Annotated in this window: 19 protein-coding genes; 10 read left to right on the plus strand and 9 right to left on the minus strand. The window is 65.3% G+C overall.

The annotated features are described in order from the left end of the window. Window positions 1-112: 112 nt before the first annotated feature. Window positions 113-1,069: a helix-turn-helix domain-containing protein gene (locus I6F24_RS07425; protein ID WP_225152423.1), complete on the minus strand. Its 957-nt coding sequence runs from the start codon at window positions 1,067-1,069 to the stop codon at window positions 113-115. A gap of 194 nt (window positions 1,070-1,263) precedes the next feature. Here I6F24_RS07425 and I6F24_RS07430 point away from each other — a divergent pair, with 194 nt between their 5' ends. Both I6F24_RS07430 and I6F24_RS07435 read left to right on the plus strand, forming a co-directional pair. Further along, a complete protein-coding gene (locus I6F24_RS07430) occupies window positions 1,264-2,280 on the plus strand; it encodes a carbon-nitrogen hydrolase family protein (protein ID WP_225150152.1) in 1,017 nt (338 codons plus the stop codon). A gap of 28 nt (window positions 2,281-2,308) precedes the next feature. Beyond that, a complete protein-coding gene (locus I6F24_RS07435) occupies window positions 2,309-3,349 on the plus strand; it encodes a phenylacetaldoxime dehydratase family protein (protein ID WP_036025605.1) in 1,041 nt (346 codons plus the stop codon). Here the strand turns inward: I6F24_RS07435 and I6F24_RS07440 are convergent. Continuing rightward, window positions 3,346-3,984, minus strand: coding sequence for an HAD family hydrolase (locus I6F24_RS07440; RefSeq protein ID WP_225148399.1), 639 nt, complete (start codon window positions 3,982-3,984; stop codon window positions 3,346-3,348). The two genes, I6F24_RS07435 and I6F24_RS07440, sit on opposite strands and share 4 nt — an antisense overlap. Window positions 3,985-4,072: 88 nt before the next feature. On the opposite strand from I6F24_RS07440, the gene I6F24_RS07445 reads away from it, so the two are divergent. The 4 genes from I6F24_RS07445 to tsaA all read left to right on the plus strand — a co-directional run bounded on the left by I6F24_RS07445 (window position 4,073) and on the right by tsaA (window position 6,855). Next, window positions 4,073-5,026 (plus strand): lytic transglycosylase domain-containing protein, encoded by a 954-nt coding sequence (locus tag I6F24_RS07445; RefSeq protein WP_225152425.1) that lies wholly within the window; start codon window positions 4,073-4,075, stop codon window positions 5,024-5,026. A gap of 217 nt (window positions 5,027-5,243) precedes the next feature. After that, window positions 5,244-5,984 (plus strand): AzlC family ABC transporter permease, encoded by a 741-nt coding sequence (locus tag I6F24_RS07450; RefSeq protein WP_036039333.1) that lies wholly within the window; start codon window positions 5,244-5,246, stop codon window positions 5,982-5,984. Further along, window positions 5,981-6,331 carry an AzlD domain-containing protein gene (locus tag I6F24_RS07455; protein WP_036015173.1) on the plus strand — a complete coding sequence of 117 codons (351 nt, stop codon included), beginning with the start codon at window positions 5,981-5,983 and terminating at the stop codon, window positions 6,329-6,331. Before I6F24_RS07450 ends, I6F24_RS07455 begins: the two co-directional genes overlap by 4 nt. A 32-nt stretch (window positions 6,332-6,363) precedes the next feature. Further along, window positions 6,364-6,855, plus strand: a complete 492-nt coding sequence (gene tsaA, locus I6F24_RS07460; protein ID WP_036039330.1) for a tRNA (N6-threonylcarbamoyladenosine(37)-N6)-methyltransferase TrmO — start codon at window positions 6,364-6,366, stop codon at window positions 6,853-6,855. 121 nt (window positions 6,856-6,976) lie between these two features. On the opposite strand, the gene I6F24_RS07465 is transcribed toward tsaA, so the two are convergent. The 4 genes from I6F24_RS07465 to I6F24_RS07480 all read right to left on the minus strand — a co-directional run bounded on the left by I6F24_RS07465 (window position 6,977) and on the right by I6F24_RS07480 (window position 10,138). Then, entirely contained in the window at window positions 6,977-7,402 is a 426-nt protein-coding gene (locus I6F24_RS07465) for an HIT family protein (RefSeq protein WP_057029794.1), read from the minus strand. Between the two features lie 53 nt (window positions 7,403-7,455). Next, window positions 7,456-8,697, minus strand: coding sequence for a GNAT family N-acetyltransferase (locus I6F24_RS07470; protein WP_225152427.1), 1,242 nt, complete (start codon window positions 8,695-8,697; stop codon window positions 7,456-7,458). A 220-nt stretch (window positions 8,698-8,917) separates the two neighbouring features. Next, window positions 8,918-9,664, minus strand: a complete 747-nt coding sequence (locus tag I6F24_RS07475) for a glycerophosphodiester phosphodiesterase (protein ID WP_225148402.1) — start codon at window positions 9,662-9,664, stop codon at window positions 8,918-8,920. Between the two features lie 6 nt (window positions 9,665-9,670). Next, window positions 9,671-10,138 (minus strand): RidA family protein, encoded by a 468-nt coding sequence (locus tag I6F24_RS07480; protein ID WP_036015166.1) that lies wholly within the window; start codon window positions 10,136-10,138, stop codon window positions 9,671-9,673. Between the two features lie 221 nt (window positions 10,139-10,359). Between I6F24_RS07480 and I6F24_RS07485 the strand changes: the two genes are divergently transcribed. Next, window positions 10,360-11,205 (plus strand): cell envelope integrity EipB family protein, encoded by an 846-nt coding sequence (locus I6F24_RS07485; protein WP_158284391.1) that lies wholly within the window; start codon window positions 10,360-10,362, stop codon window positions 11,203-11,205. 224 nt (window positions 11,206-11,429) lie between these two features. Continuing rightward, the gene (locus I6F24_RS07490) at window positions 11,430-11,831 is read left to right on the plus strand and encodes a RidA family protein (protein WP_018646938.1); all 402 of its coding nucleotides are present in this window, start codon (window positions 11,430-11,432) and stop codon (window positions 11,829-11,831) included. A gap of 101 nt (window positions 11,832-11,932) precedes the next feature. Here I6F24_RS07490 and I6F24_RS07495 read toward each other — a convergent pair whose 3' ends face one another. Genes I6F24_RS07495 through I6F24_RS07505 form a run of 3 tightly spaced genes read right to left on the minus strand, consistent with a single transcriptional unit; the run spans window position 11,933 to window position 13,937 of the window. Next, window positions 11,933-12,340, minus strand: coding sequence for an ACT domain-containing protein (locus tag I6F24_RS07495; RefSeq protein ID WP_225152429.1), 408 nt, complete (start codon window positions 12,338-12,340; stop codon window positions 11,933-11,935). After that, complete coding sequence (locus tag I6F24_RS07500; RefSeq protein WP_225152431.1) at window positions 12,340-13,629, minus strand: DNA polymerase IV; 1,290 nt, start codon at window positions 13,627-13,629, stop codon at window positions 12,340-12,342. Before I6F24_RS07500 ends, I6F24_RS07495 begins: the two co-directional genes overlap by 1 nt. Further along, on the minus strand, window positions 13,626-13,937 hold the full coding sequence (locus tag I6F24_RS07505; RefSeq protein ID WP_225152433.1) for a DUF3572 domain-containing protein: 312 nt from the start codon (window positions 13,935-13,937) through the stop codon (window positions 13,626-13,628). Before I6F24_RS07505 ends, I6F24_RS07500 begins: the two co-directional genes overlap by 4 nt. A 242-nt stretch (window positions 13,938-14,179) precedes the next feature. On the opposite strand from I6F24_RS07505, the gene I6F24_RS07510 reads away from it, so the two are divergent. Both I6F24_RS07510 and I6F24_RS07515 read left to right on the plus strand, forming a co-directional pair. Beyond that, a complete protein-coding gene (locus tag I6F24_RS07510; RefSeq protein ID WP_008566616.1) occupies window positions 14,180-14,545 on the plus strand; it encodes a response regulator in 366 nt (121 codons plus the stop codon). Between the two features lie 14 nt (window positions 14,546-14,559). Then, window positions 14,560-15,933, plus strand: a complete 1,374-nt coding sequence (locus tag I6F24_RS07515; RefSeq protein ID WP_225152436.1) for a PleD family two-component system response regulator — start codon at window positions 14,560-14,562, stop codon at window positions 15,931-15,933. Window positions 15,934-15,949 lie beyond the last annotated feature (16 nt).

Raw genomic sequence — 15,949 nt, forward strand, 5'->3', positions numbered from 1 at the left:
GCCTTGGCGGCGGAAGATACTGCAAGCAGGCGCCGTGTCCTATCACCTGCTCACATACCGGCCCTGCTCGCCATGACCTGATCGTGCAGATGACAGCCGACTGGAATGCACCTCAATGCCGCAACTGGCTCTGCCGGAAGTCGCGCGGCGACATCCCGAAATGCTCGCGGAAGACGCGGCCGAAATGCGAGAGGTCGTTGAAGCCCCAGGCGAAGGCGATCTCGCTGATGTGGCGATGGGCGAGCAGAGGCGAGGCGAGATCCCTCCGACATCGGGCGAGGCGTTCGGCAAGGACATGACGCTGGAAGGAGGTGTCCTCGTCTGCGAGAAGATCGTTGACATAGCGCGGCGAGATGCCGAGCGCGGCTGCGGTTTCAGCGACCGAGAGATCGGGATCGGCGAGGTGCGCGCGGATGTGCGCCTTCACTCGGTAGAGCAGGGCCGAGCGGTGGGTCGAGGACGGCAGCGATGACTTGCCGAGCCGCTCGCTCAATTCCATCGCAAGCAGATCAACTGCCTGCTCCGACAGCGCCGTAGCCGTATCCAGAGCCAAGCTATCCGCATTTTGGCAGAGCCGGACAATGAAATCATAGGCGAGCCGCTCGAGCGGTGCGTCGGCGCCAAATGACATTGCTGTCAGCGTCTCGGTGCCGCCGAGCCGCCGCTGCAGCATCTCGCGTGGGACCTTGAAGATGGTCTGCGTAAATCTGTCGTTGAACTTCAGCTCGTACGGGCGCGTCGTGTCGTAGAGCGCGAACTCGCCGGGGTGGATCACGGTCTCGCGGCCGTCCTGTACAACGCCACCGTTGCCGCGATTGCCGAGTGCGACTAGGACGAAACCCTGATCCGAGCGCGCGATGCGCGACGGTGTGCGGAAGACGTGCTGGCGGTCCGAGCAGACCTCGGAGCACACGGCCTTGCCGAGCGAGGCCTGCGTGACCGAGCCATGAAAGGCGCTGCCGAGGTCGGACTTGCAGTCGAGCCCGACGAAGACGTCGCAGACGATGTCCTGCCAGAGCGCGAGCCGCCGGTAGCCGGGACTGCCGTCTGTCGTGAACTGGATTGGCATCAGGACAGCCTCCCTTTCACATCCTGCAAAACCGCATGTTGGCGCAGATCGAGCCTGACCGGAGGCAAATTCCGTACCGGGCGATCCCTTCCAGTCGAGTTTTTGTTCCGCCGTGGTCGAGCGCCTGGCCGCCCAGCTTGGCCAAATAGACTGCATCGGACGTGGCTTGCGATCAACCGGCAATGGAGGCGGCAATGGGCATCGAACATCCGAAATACAAGGTTGCGGTGGTGCAGGCGGCACCGGCCTGGCTCGATCTCGACGCCTCGATCGACAAGTCGATCGCGCTGATCGGGGAGGCCGCGGAAAAGGGCGCCAAGCTGATCGCCTTTCCTGAAGCTTTCATCCCCGGCTACCCCTGGCACATCTGGCTGGACTCCCCGGCCTGGGCGATCGGGCGGGGCTTCGTGCAGCGCTATTTCGACAATTCGCTGTCCTATGACAGCTCGCAGGCCGAACGCCTGCGCGAGGCCGTGCGCAAGGCAAGGCTCACCGCCGTGGTCGGCCTGTCCGAGCGCGACGGCGGCAGCCTCTACCTCGCGCAATGGCTGATCGGCCCTGATGGCGAGACCATCGCAAAGCGCCGCAAGCTGCGGCCGACCCATGCCGAGCGCACGGTCTATGGCGAAGGCGACGGCAGCGACCTCGCCGTGCATGTGCGGCCCGACATCGGCCGGCTCGGCGCCCTGTGCTGCTGGGAGCATCTGCAGCCGCTGTCGAAATACGCGATGTACGCTCAGAACGAGCAGGTCCATGTCGCGGCCTGGCCGAGCTTCTCGCTCTACGATCCCTTCGCGCCGGCATTAGGGGCCGAGGTCAACAACGCGGCTTCGCGCGTCTATGCGGTGGAAGGCTCCTGCTTCGTGCTCGCGCCTTGCGCCACCGTCTCGCAGGCCATGATCGACGAGCTCTGCGATCGGCCGGACAAGAATGCGCTGCTGCATGCGGGCGGCGGCTTTGCGGCCATCTACGGCCCCGACGGCAGTCAGATCGGGGAGAAGCTGGCGCCCGATCAGGAGGGCCTGCTGATCGCCGAGATCGATCTCGCCGCCATTGGCGTTGCCAAGAATGCTGCCGATCCCGCCGGACATTATTCGCGGCCCGACGTCACACGGCTGCTGCTCAACAAGAAGCGGTACCAGCGGGTCGAGCAGTTCGCGCTGCCGGTCGACACTGTCGAGCCTATGGACATTGCGGCGGCGGCAAGCTGAACGCGGCGATCACGGGGAGGGCATCGCTATGGAATCCGCAATTCCTGCGCATCTCGAAACGCCACGCACGCGCCACAAGCGCGTGCCGGACGATTACCAGCCGCCATATCCGTCCTTCGTGGCGCGCTACAAGCCTTCGGTCAGCCGGGTCGTGATGGCCTATTTCGGTGTTCAGTATGGCGGTGCGGCACCGGAGGCAGCAATTGACGCGTTGAAAGAACTCGCAGGACTGTTCGCAATGGATGGCGGTCCGTCGCATTGGGACCGGGCAAGCTATAGAGATCAGTCCGGCAGCGAGAATGTTGTCACGGTCGCTTATTGGGACGATCTCGCACGCTTTGATGCCTGGTTCGCGCAGGCTCGCGAGATGTGGACCGGGCGGCAACGCGAAGGCATCGGTACCTTCGTCGAGGTGCTGCGTCCTATTGTGGCCCGTCACGAGACGCTGTTCTCCTCGCCCGATCGGCCGGAAGGTGTCGCCGTCGTTGCGGAGGGCATGAGCGGCGAGGTGCAGGAGCACGCCTATTGGGGCGGGATGCGCGACCGTATCCCGCTGTCGCAGACTGATGCGATGGCGCCTGGTGGCGCGCCTGAGCTGATTTGCGACGGCCCGCGGCTGAGAGTCGTGGCGCACGATAATCTCTGCCTGATCCGGTCCGGGCAGGACTGGAGCGATACGGAAGCATCCGAGCGAAAGCTCTATCTCGACGACGTCGAACCGGTGCTACGCGAAGGCATGGACTTTCTGCGCGATGATGGCCTCGCGATTGGCTGCTATGCCAACCGCTACATGCAGGTGCTGGCGGCCGACGGAAGCGCGAGCGAAAAATCCTACGGGCAGAGCTGGTGGAAGAGCCTCGCCGCGCTCGAACGCTGGGCGGAGTCGCATCCGACCCATGTCAGGATCTTCGGCGCGGCCATGAAATATCTGTCGACGCTCGGGCCGTCAGCCAAGCTGCGGCTCTATCACGAAGTGACGGTGGCGGCCGCCGACGAACAGTTCTTCGAATATCTGAACTGTCACCCGAAGACAGGCATGCTAGCGGCGGTCGAAACTGTCAGCACCTAAGCGACACAATGGCCGAGCAGCTCGGGATGTGCCGCGCAGATGTGATGCGCGCCGGCCTCCCGCAGCTCGCTTTCGCTGCCATAGCCGTAGAGCACGCCGATGGCGGTCATGCCGTTGGTGCGGGCGCCGACCACGTCGTGGCTGCGGTCGCCGATCATGAGCGCGCTGTTCGCATCGACGCTGGTCTCGTCGAGCGCGTAGCGAAGCAGGTCGCGCTTGTCGACACGCGTGCCGTCGAGCTCGGAGCCGAACACGCGTTCGAAATACGGCTTCAGGCCGAAATGATCGACGATGCGGCTGGCGTAGACGGCGGGCTTGCTGGTCGCCACGAACATGCGCTGACGTGTCGCTGCGAGCGAAGATAACGTGTCCGTAATTCCGCTGTAAGCCTCGTTCTCGAACAGGCCGATATCGCTAAAGCGCTCGCGATAGAGCAGCAGTGCTCGGTCGGCGAGCTCATCGGCTCCGGTGAGCTTGCGAAGGCTGGCAAGCAGCGGAGGGCCGATGCACCAGGTCAGTTCGTCCTCGCTCGGCACGGGAACGCCGAGCCGTTCCAGCGCATATTGGATCGAGCGGGTGATCCCGGGCTTCGGGTTCGTCAGCGTGCCGTCGAGATCAAAAAAGATTGTCACCATCGGGCATGACCGGTGTTGATACTGCCGTCTGTTGCTAGTTGGCTCTGGTTCCAAGTCAAGGTCCGATTTGTCCGATAGCGTCAATGCCATGCGAATAGCTCGGGTCATTACTGTGTTGTGCCAGGCTTTGCTGCTGGCACCGGCGCTCGCGGAGGAGGCACCCTCCACCGATGCGCCTCCGAAGGCCGAGGAACCCGAGAAGCCAGCGGAGAAACCGAAAGATGCCCGCGAGAGCGACACGCGGGAGTCGATCTGCCTGATCGTGGAGGCGGCCGCGCGCGACAATAACCTGCCGCTGGAATTCTTCGCGCGCGTGATCTGGCAGGAAAGCCGCTTCCAGGCCGATGCGGTCGGGCCCATGACGCGCAGCGGCCAGCATGCGCAGGGGATCGCGCAGTTCATGCCGGGCACTGCCAGCGAGCGCGGTCTGCTCGATCCGTTCAATCCGGTGCAGGCTTTGCCGAAGTCGGCCGAATTCCTGAATGAGCTGCGCAACCAGTTCGGCAATCTCGGCCTTGCCGCGGCCGCCTACAATGCCGGCCCCCGGCGCGTGCAGGAATGGCTCGCCGGCACCGGGCCGATGCCGGAGCAGACCCGCAATTACGTGTATGCCATCACCGGCACCAGCGTCGATGCCTGGGCCAAGGCGGGGAGCACCGGCAAGGGACCACCGAGCTCGCCGACGACGAGCTGCCGTGATCTGATGGCGCTGCTCAAGCGTGCTCCCAATCCGTTCGTCGCCGAGCTCGAGCAGCATGTCGAGCTTGCAGCCGCAAAGATCTGGGGCGTCCAGCTCGCGGCCGGCTTCGACCGCAACAGGGCGCTCGCGATGTATTCCCGGGCCGTGACGAAGCTGAGCACCGTGATCGGCGAGCGCGATCCGAGCCTGCTCTCCTCGGTGATGCGCAGCCGCGGCACGCGCGCGTTCTATCAGGTCCGCATCGGCACGGATACGCGCGCCGAGGCTGATGATCTGTGCAACCGCATCCGCAAGGCGGGCGGGGCGTGCTTCGTGCTGAGGAACAGGGGTGTGGCGGGGTAGGATGAGCTGTCATTCCGGGGCGCGACGAAGTCGCGAACCCGGAATCCATCGTGCAGCGATTTCTGTGGCCTGATGGATTCCGGGTCCGCGCCAAGTGGTGCGCCCGGAATGACGGCGGTGGATGTGCCGCGCATGCCAGCCCCGCCGCGCGGTTCCTTGACGCGAGGCGCCGTCTCGCCCGTTATGCGGGCACGATTCCTTACCGGCCAAAGCTCCCGTGGCGCTTCCTCCGCTCGATTCACCGCAATGGAATAGTCCCTGGCGCGCCTTCGCGTGGGGACTGCGCTCGATCACGCAGACGATCCTCACCATCGTGCTGTTCGTGACCTATCTCGGCATCGGTGCGCTCGCTCACGACACCCATTTCAGCCTGCTCTGGGCATTGTGCTCGACGCTGTTCGTCTGGGCAGGTCCGGCGCAGATCATCCTGATCACCACGCTCGGCTCGGGCGCCACGATCATCCAGTCGGCGATCGCGGTGACCGTCAGCGCCATCCGCCTGTTTCCAATGGTGGTCTCGGTGCTGCCGCTGATGCGCACACCCACGACCAAGCGGCGCGAGCTGATTTTCGCCGCGCATCTCACCGCAGTGACGCTGTGGGTCGAATGCCACCGCTTCCTGCCGCAGGTGCCGCGCGAACGGCGGATCGCCTTCGTCCACGGGCTCGGCTGCGGGCTCGTCTCCGTGTGCCTTGTCGCCAATATCGTCGGCTATTTCCTCGCCGCCAACCTGACGCAGACGCTTGGTGCGGCGATCCTGTTGCTGACGCCGCTTTCGTTCCTGTTCTCGACGGCGCGCAACAGCCGCGAGGTCGCCGACGTCGTCGCGCTCGTGCTGGGCATCGTGCTCTATCCGCTGGCGGCGAAGATGAACTCCGGCCTCGATATCCTCGTCAGCGGCGTGGTCGCCGGGACGATCGCTTATGGCGTGCACTGGTGGCGGGAGGTACGCGCATGAGCTTTGCGCAAGCGATCGGCGACTGGCACGCGCTGGCCGTCCTGTTCGTCGCCGGCGTCGTTCCCAACCAGATCTGGCGCATGCTGGGCCTGTGGTTCGGCGGCGGCATCGACGAGGGCTCGGAGCTGCTGGTCTGGGTCAGGGCGGTCGCCACCGCGATCCTGGCCGGCGTCATCGCCCAGATCGTGGTCCAGCCGCCGGGGGCGCTGGCCAGCGTGCCTGATGTCCTGCGTTATGGTGCGGTCGGTGCCGGTCTCGTCGTTTTCCTGCTGACCCGCCGTTCGATCTTCGCAGGCGTGGTCACGGGCGAAGTCTTCATGCTGGCCGGCAAGTGGTGGTTGGGCTAAAACCGCCAGCGAACAGCCAGGGAACAGGACATATGGTTCGCGAACAGGAGCTCCGCGAGGGCGAGGTCGCCATCGAGCTGCCGCCGACGCAAGATGCCGGCCTCGTCTTCATCGGCCGGATCCGCACGCCCTGGTCGTCGCGGCTGGAGACGCCGCGGCAGGGACGTCAGGACGGTCCGATCTGCCGCCTCGAGATCTTCGAGCCGTTCGTGCCGGCCATCAAGGGCGTCGACTTCTACAGCAACCTCGAAGTGCTCTATTGGCTCGACCGCTCGCGCCGCGACATCGTCCTGCAGAGCCCGAAGAACAACGAGAAGACCCGCGGCACGTTTTCGCTGCGCTCGCCGGTGCGGCCCAATCCGATCGGCACCTCGATCGTCAAGCTGGTCGGCATCGAGGGCAATGCCATCCTGGTGCGCGGCCTCGATTGCATCGACAACACGCCGCTGATCGACATCAAGCCCGACCGCTGCGAGTTCACGCCGCTGGCCGCGCCGCAAAAGGGTGATTTCGAGACGGAGTGAGGGGCCTCCGCTCCAACCTCGTCATTGCGAGCGCAGCGAAGCAATCCAGGATCCGTCCACCGAGGCAGTCTGGATTGCTTCGTCGCAAGAGCTGCTCGCAATGACGAGGATGCAGCGCCGGCTACCCCTTCAACGCCGCCATCAGCTTCGCCGCGTGCTCTTGCAGCACCTTGTCGTCTTCCTTGCGGCTCGCAGGCGGCAGCATGGCGACGCCGTCGTGGCGCGGCATCACGTGCATGTGCAGGTGAAACACCACCTGTCCGCCGGCAGGCTCGTTGAACTGCTGCACTGTGATGCCGTCGGCATTGAACGCCTTCATTGCGGCGGCCGCGATCTTGTGCGCGCCTCGGGCGACATGGGCGTAATCGTCGGGCTTGATGTCGAGGATGTTGCGGGCAGGAGCCTTCGGGATCACCAGCGTGTGACCGGGCACGCGCGGCATGATGTCAAGGAAGGCGAAGACGTGCTCATCCTCGTAGACCTTGTAGCAGGGCAGCTCGCCGCGCAGGATTTTCGCGAAGATGTTGTTAGTGTCGTAGGCGGTCATGGCGGCGGCTCCTCGAACGATTTGCGCTTACTGTCACCAGCCGTGGCGACGCGTCAAGGCGCCTCGTCGGCCGCTTTGCGGAACGGGCCGAGCTCGGCGAGCTCTCGTCCGGCTTCCGCGACATAGGCGCGCTCGCGCTTGAGGTAATCGTCGATGGCGCGGCGCAGGCCGGGATCGGCGATGAAGTGGGCGGAATGAGTGGTGCGCGGCAGGTAGCCGCGCGCGATCTTGTGCTCGCCCTGTGCGCCGGCCTCGACGTGCTTGAGGCCGCGCTTGATCGCGAAATCGATCGCCTGGTAGTAGCAGACCTCGAAATGCAGGAACGGGTGATGCTCGACCGCGCCCCAGTTGCGGCCGAACAGCGTGTCCGAGCCGATGAAGTTGATCGCGCCCGCAATCCAGCGATTGTTACGGCGGGCCATCACCAGCAGCACGTCCTCGCTCATGGACTCGCCGATCAGCGAGAAGAACTCGCGCGTCAGATACGGCCGACCCCATTTGCGCGAGCCGGTCTCCATGTAGAATGCGAAGAAGGCATCCCAGGCATCCTCGGTGATGTCCTTGCCGGTGAGCCAGTGAATGGTGACGCCGGCGGCGAGTGCATCGCGCCGCTCGCGCTTGATCGATTTGCGGTGGCGCGAGTTCAGCGTCGCCAGGAAGTCGTCGAAGCTCGCAAAGCCCTCATTGTGCCAGTGGAACTGCTGGTCGGTGCGCTGGAGGAAGCCGTGCTCGGCGAGCAGCTTCCATTCTGACTCCCGCGCGAAGGTGACGTGGACGGAGGAGGCCTTGCTGACGCCGCACAGCGCGATGAGCCCACTCGCCAGCGCCTCGGTGATACGCTCGCGATCGACGCCATCACGCACCAGCAGCCGCGGCCCCGTGGCCGGCGTGAAGGGAACCGAGACCTGGAGCTTCGGGTAGTAGCGCCCGCCGGCGCGCTCATAGGCATCCGCCCAGCCGCGATCGAAGACGTACTCGCCCTGGCTGTGCGATTTCAGATAGCAGGGCACGACGCCAGCCACGCGGCCGCCGAGCCGGGCGACCAGATGCCGGGGTTCCCAGCCAGTCCGGATCGTGGCCGAACCCGATTTCTCGGCCGCAGAGAGAAAGGCGTGGGAGACGAACGGGTTATAGGCGGGTCTTGAGAGGTCGAGGGAATCGCTTGGAAGAGCGGATGAGGTTCTGGTGCCAGCCCCATTGCACCGTCCGCCGGGATTGGCGCAGGCGTCCCAATCCTCCGGTGACACGTCGCCAATCGAAGGTACGGCCTCGAGCGTGATTTCCGATGATGCCATCGTGCCCAAGATCGTGCATTGCAGCAGCGACTTCAAGAGGGCGGGGGAACACAGGTCTCGTGCCCCGGACGCGGCGCAGCACTCCCGGCGATGCGAAGCATCGTCCGGTGTGGTGCGCCGCTGAGCCGGGCCCACGTGGCCGCGCGCTTGCGGAGAGATGGGTCCCGGCTCAGCGCTGCGATGCTCACGCGTCGCAGCTTGTCCGGGACACGGGCAAGCCCTACGGCACGAACCCCTCGAAGATCATCTGGTCCGCATACCGCCCGACCCGGCTCCGCTGCTCCGGGGTGCGGACGGTCCAGCCGAGCAGGGCGCAGCCGAACAGGTTGCGGGCGATCCAGGGGGCGGGGGCCGGCAGGTGGTCGACCTTGAAGGCGACGAAATGCGGCTGGGTCTGCAAGCCATGGCGGAGGTACAGCATGCTGTCGCGCTGTTCTTGGGTGAGGTTGGCCCAGTACTCGTCCTCATAGCTCCGCTGCGCGACGATGCCGCGCGGACGGTTGGGCAACAGGTCACGCAGCGCCAGCACCTGGTCGGGATCGAAGGACATGCCGACGGCGGGGCCGTCATACGAGGCCAACACCTCGGCCATCCGCTTCACCAGCTTGCGATCGCCACCGAAATGGCTCTTCACCTCGATCACCAGGGGCACACGTCCGGCGACCATGGCGCAGAGGTCGGCGAGCGACATCATCCGCTCGTCGGTGTCCTTGAACCTGACGGCCTTCAGCTCGGTCGCGGTCTTTGCGATCACCTCGCCGGTGGCCTCGGTGAGTCGGCCCAGGGCATGGTCGTGATGGACCATGGCCTCGCCGTCGGCCGAGAGCTGGATATCGACCTCGATCGCAAAATTACTAGCAATCGCAGCCTGCACCGCGCCCGGCATGTTCTCGACGATGCCGCGCGAAATGTCATGCAGGCCGCGATGGGCGACCGGCCGCGCTGTCAGCCAATCCGGAGCGCGCATTTGGCGTCAGGCGACCTCGAACACGCCTTCGACCTCGACCGCCGCATCCGCGGGCAGCGAGGCGACGCCGACGGTGGTGCGGGCGTGGCGGCCCTTGTCCCCGAAGGCGGCAACCATCAGGTCGGAGGCGCCGTTGAGCACCTTCGGCCCATCCAGGAAATCCGGGGCCGAGTTGATGAAGCCGCCGAGGCGCACGACGCGTACGACCTTGTCGAGATCGCCGAGCGCCGCCTTGACCTGGGCCAACAGGTTGACGGCGCAGCCGCGCGCGGCTGCGGCGCCGTCCTCGATCGAGACGCCGGCGCCCAGCTTGCCCTTGGCGATCAGCTTGCCGGCGGGGTCGAAGCAGACCTGGCCGGAGACGAAAAGGAGGTTGCCCGTGCGCACAAAGGGCACGTAGTTGGCGACGGGGGAGGGGGCCTCGTGCAGCTTGATGCCTTGCTCCGCCAGTTTCTGCTCGACCGTGCCCGCCATGTCCGACCTCGTTGTCCAAAAATCCTTCGCTCCGGCGCGTCCCCTGGATGGCCGGGCGCGCCCTGTTTCGCCCATCGTGCCGCCACATGCAAGCAACCGGAGGGGTTGAGGCTGGCCGGCAGGTTCAACGTGGAGGGGCAATTTTACGTGGACGGCCTCAGTTGCGGCGCAATGGAACGGTCATTAAAATGTCGAATCTGCGCTTTCCTCAGGGAACAGACATGGTGCATCTTTTCCGGACTTCGCTCGGTGTGATGGCGCTTGCCGCGGCCAGTGTCGGCCTTGGCGGCGTAGCCGAGGCCGCCAACGGTCCGTTTCTCGCGCACCAGGCGCTGTATGATCTCCGCCTCGTCAAATCGCGCACCAATTCGGTCAATAGCGCCCGCGGCCGGATCCTCTACAATTTCACGGGGAACGCCTGCGAGGGCTATACCTCGGAATTCCGCCAGGTCTCCGAGCTCGACAGCGGCGAGGGCAAGGTCACGCTCAGCGACCTCCGCTCCAATTCCTGGGAGGATGCCGCCGGCAAGAGCTACCGTTTCAAGATCGAGACGCGCATGAACGAGGCGGATGCCGGCCGCGTCGACGGCTCGGCCGAGCGCGACGGCGACCACATCAACGTCAAGCTCAGGCTGCCGGCGCCGAAGACGTTCACGCTCGACGGCAAGATCGTGTTCCCGACCGAGCAGATCCAGCGCATCATCGCCGCCGCGAAGGAAGGCAAATCGCTGCTGGAGCTCTCCGTCTATGACGGCTCCGATGACGGCCAGAAGGTCTACAACACGCTGACCGTGATCGGTCAACCGATCCCCGCCGACCGCGCCACCTCGTCCGATCCGTCGACTGCGGACGAGCACATGAAGTCGCTCAAGCGCTGGCCAGTCACCGTCAGCTATTTCGACCGCGACGCCCAGCAGAAGGAGGGCGAGCAGACGCCGGTCTATGCGATGGCGTTCGAGCTCTACGAGAACGGCGTCTCGCGCCAGCTCGTGCTCGACTACAACGATTTCGTCATCTCCGGCGCCATGGGCAAGTTCGACGTGAAGGACAGCAAGCCCTGTAATTGAGGGCTAGGTCTCTCGTCGCGAGCAGCGTCGTAGGGTGGGCAAAGCGGATCGTGCCCACGCTTTCTCTCGATAATTGTTGATAGATGGTGGGCACGGCGCAAGTGCGCCTTTGCCCACCCTACGAGATCTCTCTTGGTCGCTTCGCTCCTCGCAATGACGGGGCTAGCTCTCGTCACACTCTCCCGCTACGCTCCCTCCCAACCACAAATTCGGGGAGCCAGCCCATGCCGAAGCTCGACCATCTCCGCCCCAGCGGCCTGCATCACAATCCAGCCTATTCCCACGTCGTCACCGCGACGGGGGCGCGCACGATCTACATTTCCGGCCAGGTCTCGACCGACGAGGAGGGCCGGATCGTCGGCGAGGGCGATATCGCTGCGCAGACCACCCAGGTGATGCAGAATCTCGGCCTCGCGCTGAAGGCCGCGGGGGCGAGCTATTCCAACATCGTCAAGATCACGACCTTCGTGGTGAACTACAAGCCGGAGCTGCGGCCCATCATCGGCAAGGCCCGCTCGGCCTTCTTCGAAGGCATGGAGCCGCCAGCCTCGACGCTCGTCGGCGTCTCCGCGCTCGCTGCGCCGGAATGGCTGATCGAGATCGAGGCGGTCGCGGTTGCGGATTGAGGTTTTCCTGTAGCCCGGATGAAGCGCAAGCGTAATCCGGGAAGCCTGTCGCCACGGAGCACTGTCCCGGATTGCGCTCCGCTCCATCCGGGCTACAGCTGCTATGAGTGCTTCGCCTCTGACAGCTCTTGTAGAGCCGCCATCGCTTCGTCGGCTCTGTCGGACGGTACGAAGAGATGGTCGTGGTGGAACGCCGACACGGCATTCACGCTGATGCCGGCGTCGGCGAGGCGCGCCGTGATTGCCGCCAGGAAGCCGACCGCATCGAGCGCGGAGTGAACCGTGAGCGTGATCAGGCGTGAGGCGAATTCGTAGCGCAGTCCTGCGCGTTCGGCATCCTCCAGCGGTGCTACGACCGTTGTGCCCTCCGCCTCGCGGAAGATCAGGAGCGGATCGACTGCTGCGGGAATAGTCTCGTCTGCCGCGATCGTGCAAAATACGAAGGTGCCCGGTCGCAGCTCCGGCTTCATCAGTCTCAGCAGCGCATTGAGATCGCGTTCACACGTCATCACTCCTGCGCCTTCTCCGGGCCCTCATAGGCAATGCCGCGGATCACCGCGGCGCTGCCGAACTTCTTGCGCAGGCTGTCGACCGCGCGTTCGGCGTGGGCGGCGCGGCGGTCGAGCATGTCGGTGTCATCGACCGCCGAGCCCTCGCGCAGCGCGCTGACGCCGGCGCCCATCAGGCGGAAGGCGGTGCCGTCGATTTCCTTGGCCAGCATCTCGCGGCAGATCGAGAAGATCTTCGCGGCCAGCTGCGTCGGGGCGGCGATCGATTGCGAGCGCGTGCGCTGGCGGAAATCGGCGGTCTTCAACTTCAGCGTCACGGTGGAGCCGGCGAGCTCGCTGCTCTTCAGGCGCGACGACGTCTTCTCGCAGAGTCGCCACAGGATCTTCTCCAGCGTCGCGAAATCGCGGATGTCGGTCTCGAACGTCGTCTCGCTTGAAATGGTCTTGGCGCCGCGGTCAGGCTCGACGCGGCGGTCGTCGATGCCGCGTGCGAGCCGCCACAGCCTGCGGCCCTCGCTCGGAAACTGCCGCATCATCTCGATCTCGTCGGCCTTCTGCAGATCGGCGATGATGCGGAAGCCGCGCTGCACCAGGCGTTCCTGCGTCGCGGGACCGACGCCGAAGATGAAGCCGACCGGCTTTTCCGCCAGCATCAACCGCGCTTCCTCCTGGTCGAGCGCGGCAAAGCCTCTGGGCTTGTCGAGGTCGGAGGCGATCTTGGCCAGGAACTTGTTGCAGGACAGGCCGACCGAGACGGTGATGCCGATGTCGCGCTCGACGTCGCGGGCAAAGCGCGCCAGCACCTTGGCGGGGATCATGCCGTGCACCCGCTCGGTGCCGGAGAGATCGAGGAAGGCCTCGTCGATCGAGAGCGGCTCGACCAGCGGCGTCAGCGCCTGCATGGCCTGGCGGACCTCGCGGCCGACCCGGACGTACTTTGCCATGTCCGGGCGGATCACGGTCGCATGCGGGCAGGCTTCCAGTGCCTTGAACATCGGCATCGCCGAGCGAACGCCATAGGTGCGCGCGATGTAGCAGGCCGCCGACACCACGCCGCGCTTGCCCCCGCCGATGATGACGGGCTTGTCGGCGATGTCAGGGTTGTCGCGCTTCTCGACCGTCGCATAGAAGGCGTCGCAGTCGATATGGGCGATGGTCAGGCCGGCGAGCGAGCGGTGGCGGACGAGGCGGGGGGAACCGCAGGCCGAGCAGCGCCGCAGGCCCATATCCAGATCGGCCAGACAATCCCGGCAGAAGCAGCGGGGCCCGGCCGGCTCTGGGACGCTCACGGCACGTCGCGCTCCCAGGAGGGGTCACCGAGCGCATCGCCGAGGACCTGCCGCGCCGCGGCAACGTTGGTCGGGTGCAGTTCCGCCACCTTGGCAAAGGCCTTCACCGCGGCATCGTCCCGCATCACGAAATCGAGCACGCTGAGGAGGAAATTCGGGTCCGCGGCGGCGTTGCGCAGGGTCTCCGGACCGACCCCCGTCTCGGCCAGGAACAGGCCCAGCCGCTCAGGCTCGCCCGCGACGAAGGACAGGGCCTGAATCGCAACGATTTCAGCGACTTCGCGGGGGTTGTGAACAGGCTTTTTCACGGGGACGGTTTGCCTTTCCGTTAACTTTCGGTCTCTAATTTGGAATCATCATGCCCGAGTCTCGTGCTCAAGTCTTCCGGCCCCGGACAAGCAACTGGAAACCACATCGCAGAAAGTGGACCCTCGGGTTTAACGAAACTCAAGCGAATCTGAGGCTAGTTTGAATCCAGTTTTCGAAACGCCGGGAAGCGGCGTCTGAGGCGTCACATGTACCGGTCCTTCGGACCAATCAGGAGGGCGGGATGGCTAAGACCGTCCTGATCGTGGAAGACAACGAGCTCAACATGAAGCTCTTCCGCGACCTGTTGGAGGCGCACGGGTACCAGACCTCCGGCACCAGCAACGGCTACGAGGCGCTCGACCTCGTGCGCAAGATGCGGCCCGACCTCGTGCTGATGGACATCCAGCTGCCGCAGGTCTCCGGCCTTGAGGTGACGCGCTGGATCAAGGACGATCCGGAGCTGCGTGCCATTCCCGTCGTCGCGGTCACGGCGTTCGCGATGAAGGGCGACGAAGAGCGCATCCGCGAGGGCGGCTGCGAAGCCTATTTGTCCAAGCCGATCTCGGTCGGCAAATTCATTGAGACGGTCCGGCGTTTTATCGGATAGGAAGTGAGTTCACAGTGTCCGCGCGTATCCTGGTCGTCGACGACGTCCCCGCCAACGTCAAGCTGTTAGAGGCCCGCCTTTCCGCCGAATATTTCGACGTGATGACCGCCGCGAACGGCACCGAGGCGCTCGCGATCTCAAGGCGTGCCGAATGCGACATCATCCTGCTCGACGTGATGATGCCCGACATGGACGGCTTCGAGGTCTGCCGCCGCCTCAAGACCGATCCGGCGACGCACCACATTCCCGTCGTGATGGTCACCGCGCTCGACAGCCCCGCCGACCGCAACCGCGGGCTCGAGGCCGGTGCCGACGACTTCCTGACCAAACCCGTCTCCGACGTCGTGCTGATCGCGCGGGTGCGCTCGCTGACGCGGCTGAAGATGATGACGGATGAGCTGCGCATGCGCGCCATCACCTCGCTCGAGATCGGCATGCAGGCGCCCGAGCGCAGTGCGATCGCCGACACCGGCAAGGGCGGCCGCATCCTCCTGGTCGACGACCGCCAGTCCTCCTACGAGCGGCTGGCGACGATCCTCGCCGCCGAGCACACCATCGACGTCGAGCCGAACCCGACGGAGGCACTATTCCACGCCGCCGAAGGCAATTACGACCTCCTGATCGTCTCGCTCGACCTCAACAATTTCGACGGCCTGCGCCTGTGCAGCCAGGCGCGCTCGTTGGAGCGCACGCGCCATGTGCCGATCCTGGCCATCGCCGATCCCGAGAATTCGACGCGGCTGCTGCGCGGCCTCGAGATCGGCGTCAACGACTACCTGCTGCGCCCGATCGACAAGACCGAGCTCTTGGCGCGCGCCCGCACCCAGATCCGCCGCCGCCGCTACACCGATCATTTGCGCGACAACGTGCAGAACTCGATCGAGATGGCGATCACCGACGCGCTGACCGGCCTGCACAATCGCCGCTACATGGAGAGCCATCTGGCAACGCTCGCCGAACAGGCTGCGACCCGCGGCAAGCCGCTGGCGCTGATGATCCTGGACATCGACTATTTCAAGTCGATCAACGACAATTACGGCCACGATGCCGGCGACGACGTGCTGCGCGAGTTCGCGGTGCGCGTGCGCAAATCGATCCGCGGCATTGATCTCGCCTGCCGGTACGGCGGCGAGGAATTCGTCATCGTGATGCCCGAGACCGATCTCCATGTTGCCGGCATGGTCGCCGAGCGCCTGCGCCGCTCGATAGCGGGTGAGCCCTTCGCGATCCACAAGGGGGCCAAGCGCATCGAGGTCACGATCTCGATCGGCCTCACCACGCTCGAGCGAAAGGGCGAGGCGGTGGCCGACGTCCTCAAGCGCGCCGACACCGCGCTCTACCGCGCCAAGCACGACGGCCGCAATCGCGTGGTGTCGCACGCGGCGTGAGCGGCCGTCCGCGCAA

The sequence above is a fragment of the Bradyrhizobium sp. BRP23 genome (assembly GCF_020194135.1).
In the GTDB taxonomy this organism is placed as follows: domain Bacteria; phylum Pseudomonadota; class Alphaproteobacteria; order Rhizobiales; family Xanthobacteraceae; genus Bradyrhizobium; species Bradyrhizobium yuanmingense.

Coding starts and splice junctions, on each gene's coding strand:
- I6F24_RS07425 (WP_225152423.1), bottom strand. CDS start 1,069: ATGCCAATCCAGTTCACGACAGACGGCAGTCCCGGCTACCGGCGGCTC.
- I6F24_RS07430 (WP_225150152.1), top strand. CDS start 1,264: ATGGGCATCGAACATCCGAAATACAAGGTTGCGGTGGTGCAGGCGGCA.
- I6F24_RS07435 (WP_036025605.1), top strand. CDS start 2,309: ATGGAATCCGCAATTCCTGCGCATCTCGAAACGCCACGCACGCGCCAC.
- I6F24_RS07440 (WP_225148399.1), bottom strand. CDS start 3,984: ATGGTGACAATCTTTTTTGATCTCGACGGCACGCTGACGAACCCGAAG.
- I6F24_RS07445 (WP_225152425.1), top strand. CDS start 4,073: ATGCGAATAGCTCGGGTCATTACTGTGTTGTGCCAGGCTTTGCTGCTG.
- I6F24_RS07455 (WP_036015173.1), top strand. CDS start 5,981: ATGAGCTTTGCGCAAGCGATCGGCGACTGGCACGCGCTGGCCGTCCTG.
- tsaA (WP_036039330.1), top strand. CDS start 6,364: ATGGTTCGCGAACAGGAGCTCCGCGAGGGCGAGGTCGCCATCGAGCTG.
- I6F24_RS07465 (WP_057029794.1), bottom strand. CDS start 7,402: ATGACCGCCTACGACACTAACAACATCTTCGCGAAAATCCTGCGCGGC.
- I6F24_RS07470 (WP_225152427.1), bottom strand. CDS start 8,697: ATGGCATCATCGGAAATCACGCTCGAGGCCGTACCTTCGATTGGCGAC.
- I6F24_RS07475 (WP_225148402.1), bottom strand. CDS start 9,664: ATGCGCGCTCCGGATTGGCTGACAGCGCGGCCGGTCGCCCATCGCGGC.
- I6F24_RS07480 (WP_036015166.1), bottom strand. CDS start 10,138: ATGGCGGGCACGGTCGAGCAGAAACTGGCGGAGCAAGGCATCAAGCTG.
- I6F24_RS07485 (WP_158284391.1), top strand. CDS start 10,360: ATGGTGCATCTTTTCCGGACTTCGCTCGGTGTGATGGCGCTTGCCGCG.
- I6F24_RS07490 (WP_018646938.1), top strand. CDS start 11,430: ATGCCGAAGCTCGACCATCTCCGCCCCAGCGGCCTGCATCACAATCCA.
- I6F24_RS07495 (WP_225152429.1), bottom strand. CDS start 12,340: ATGACGTGTGAACGCGATCTCAATGCGCTGCTGAGACTGATGAAGCCG.
- I6F24_RS07510 (WP_008566616.1), top strand. CDS start 14,180: ATGGCTAAGACCGTCCTGATCGTGGAAGACAACGAGCTCAACATGAAG.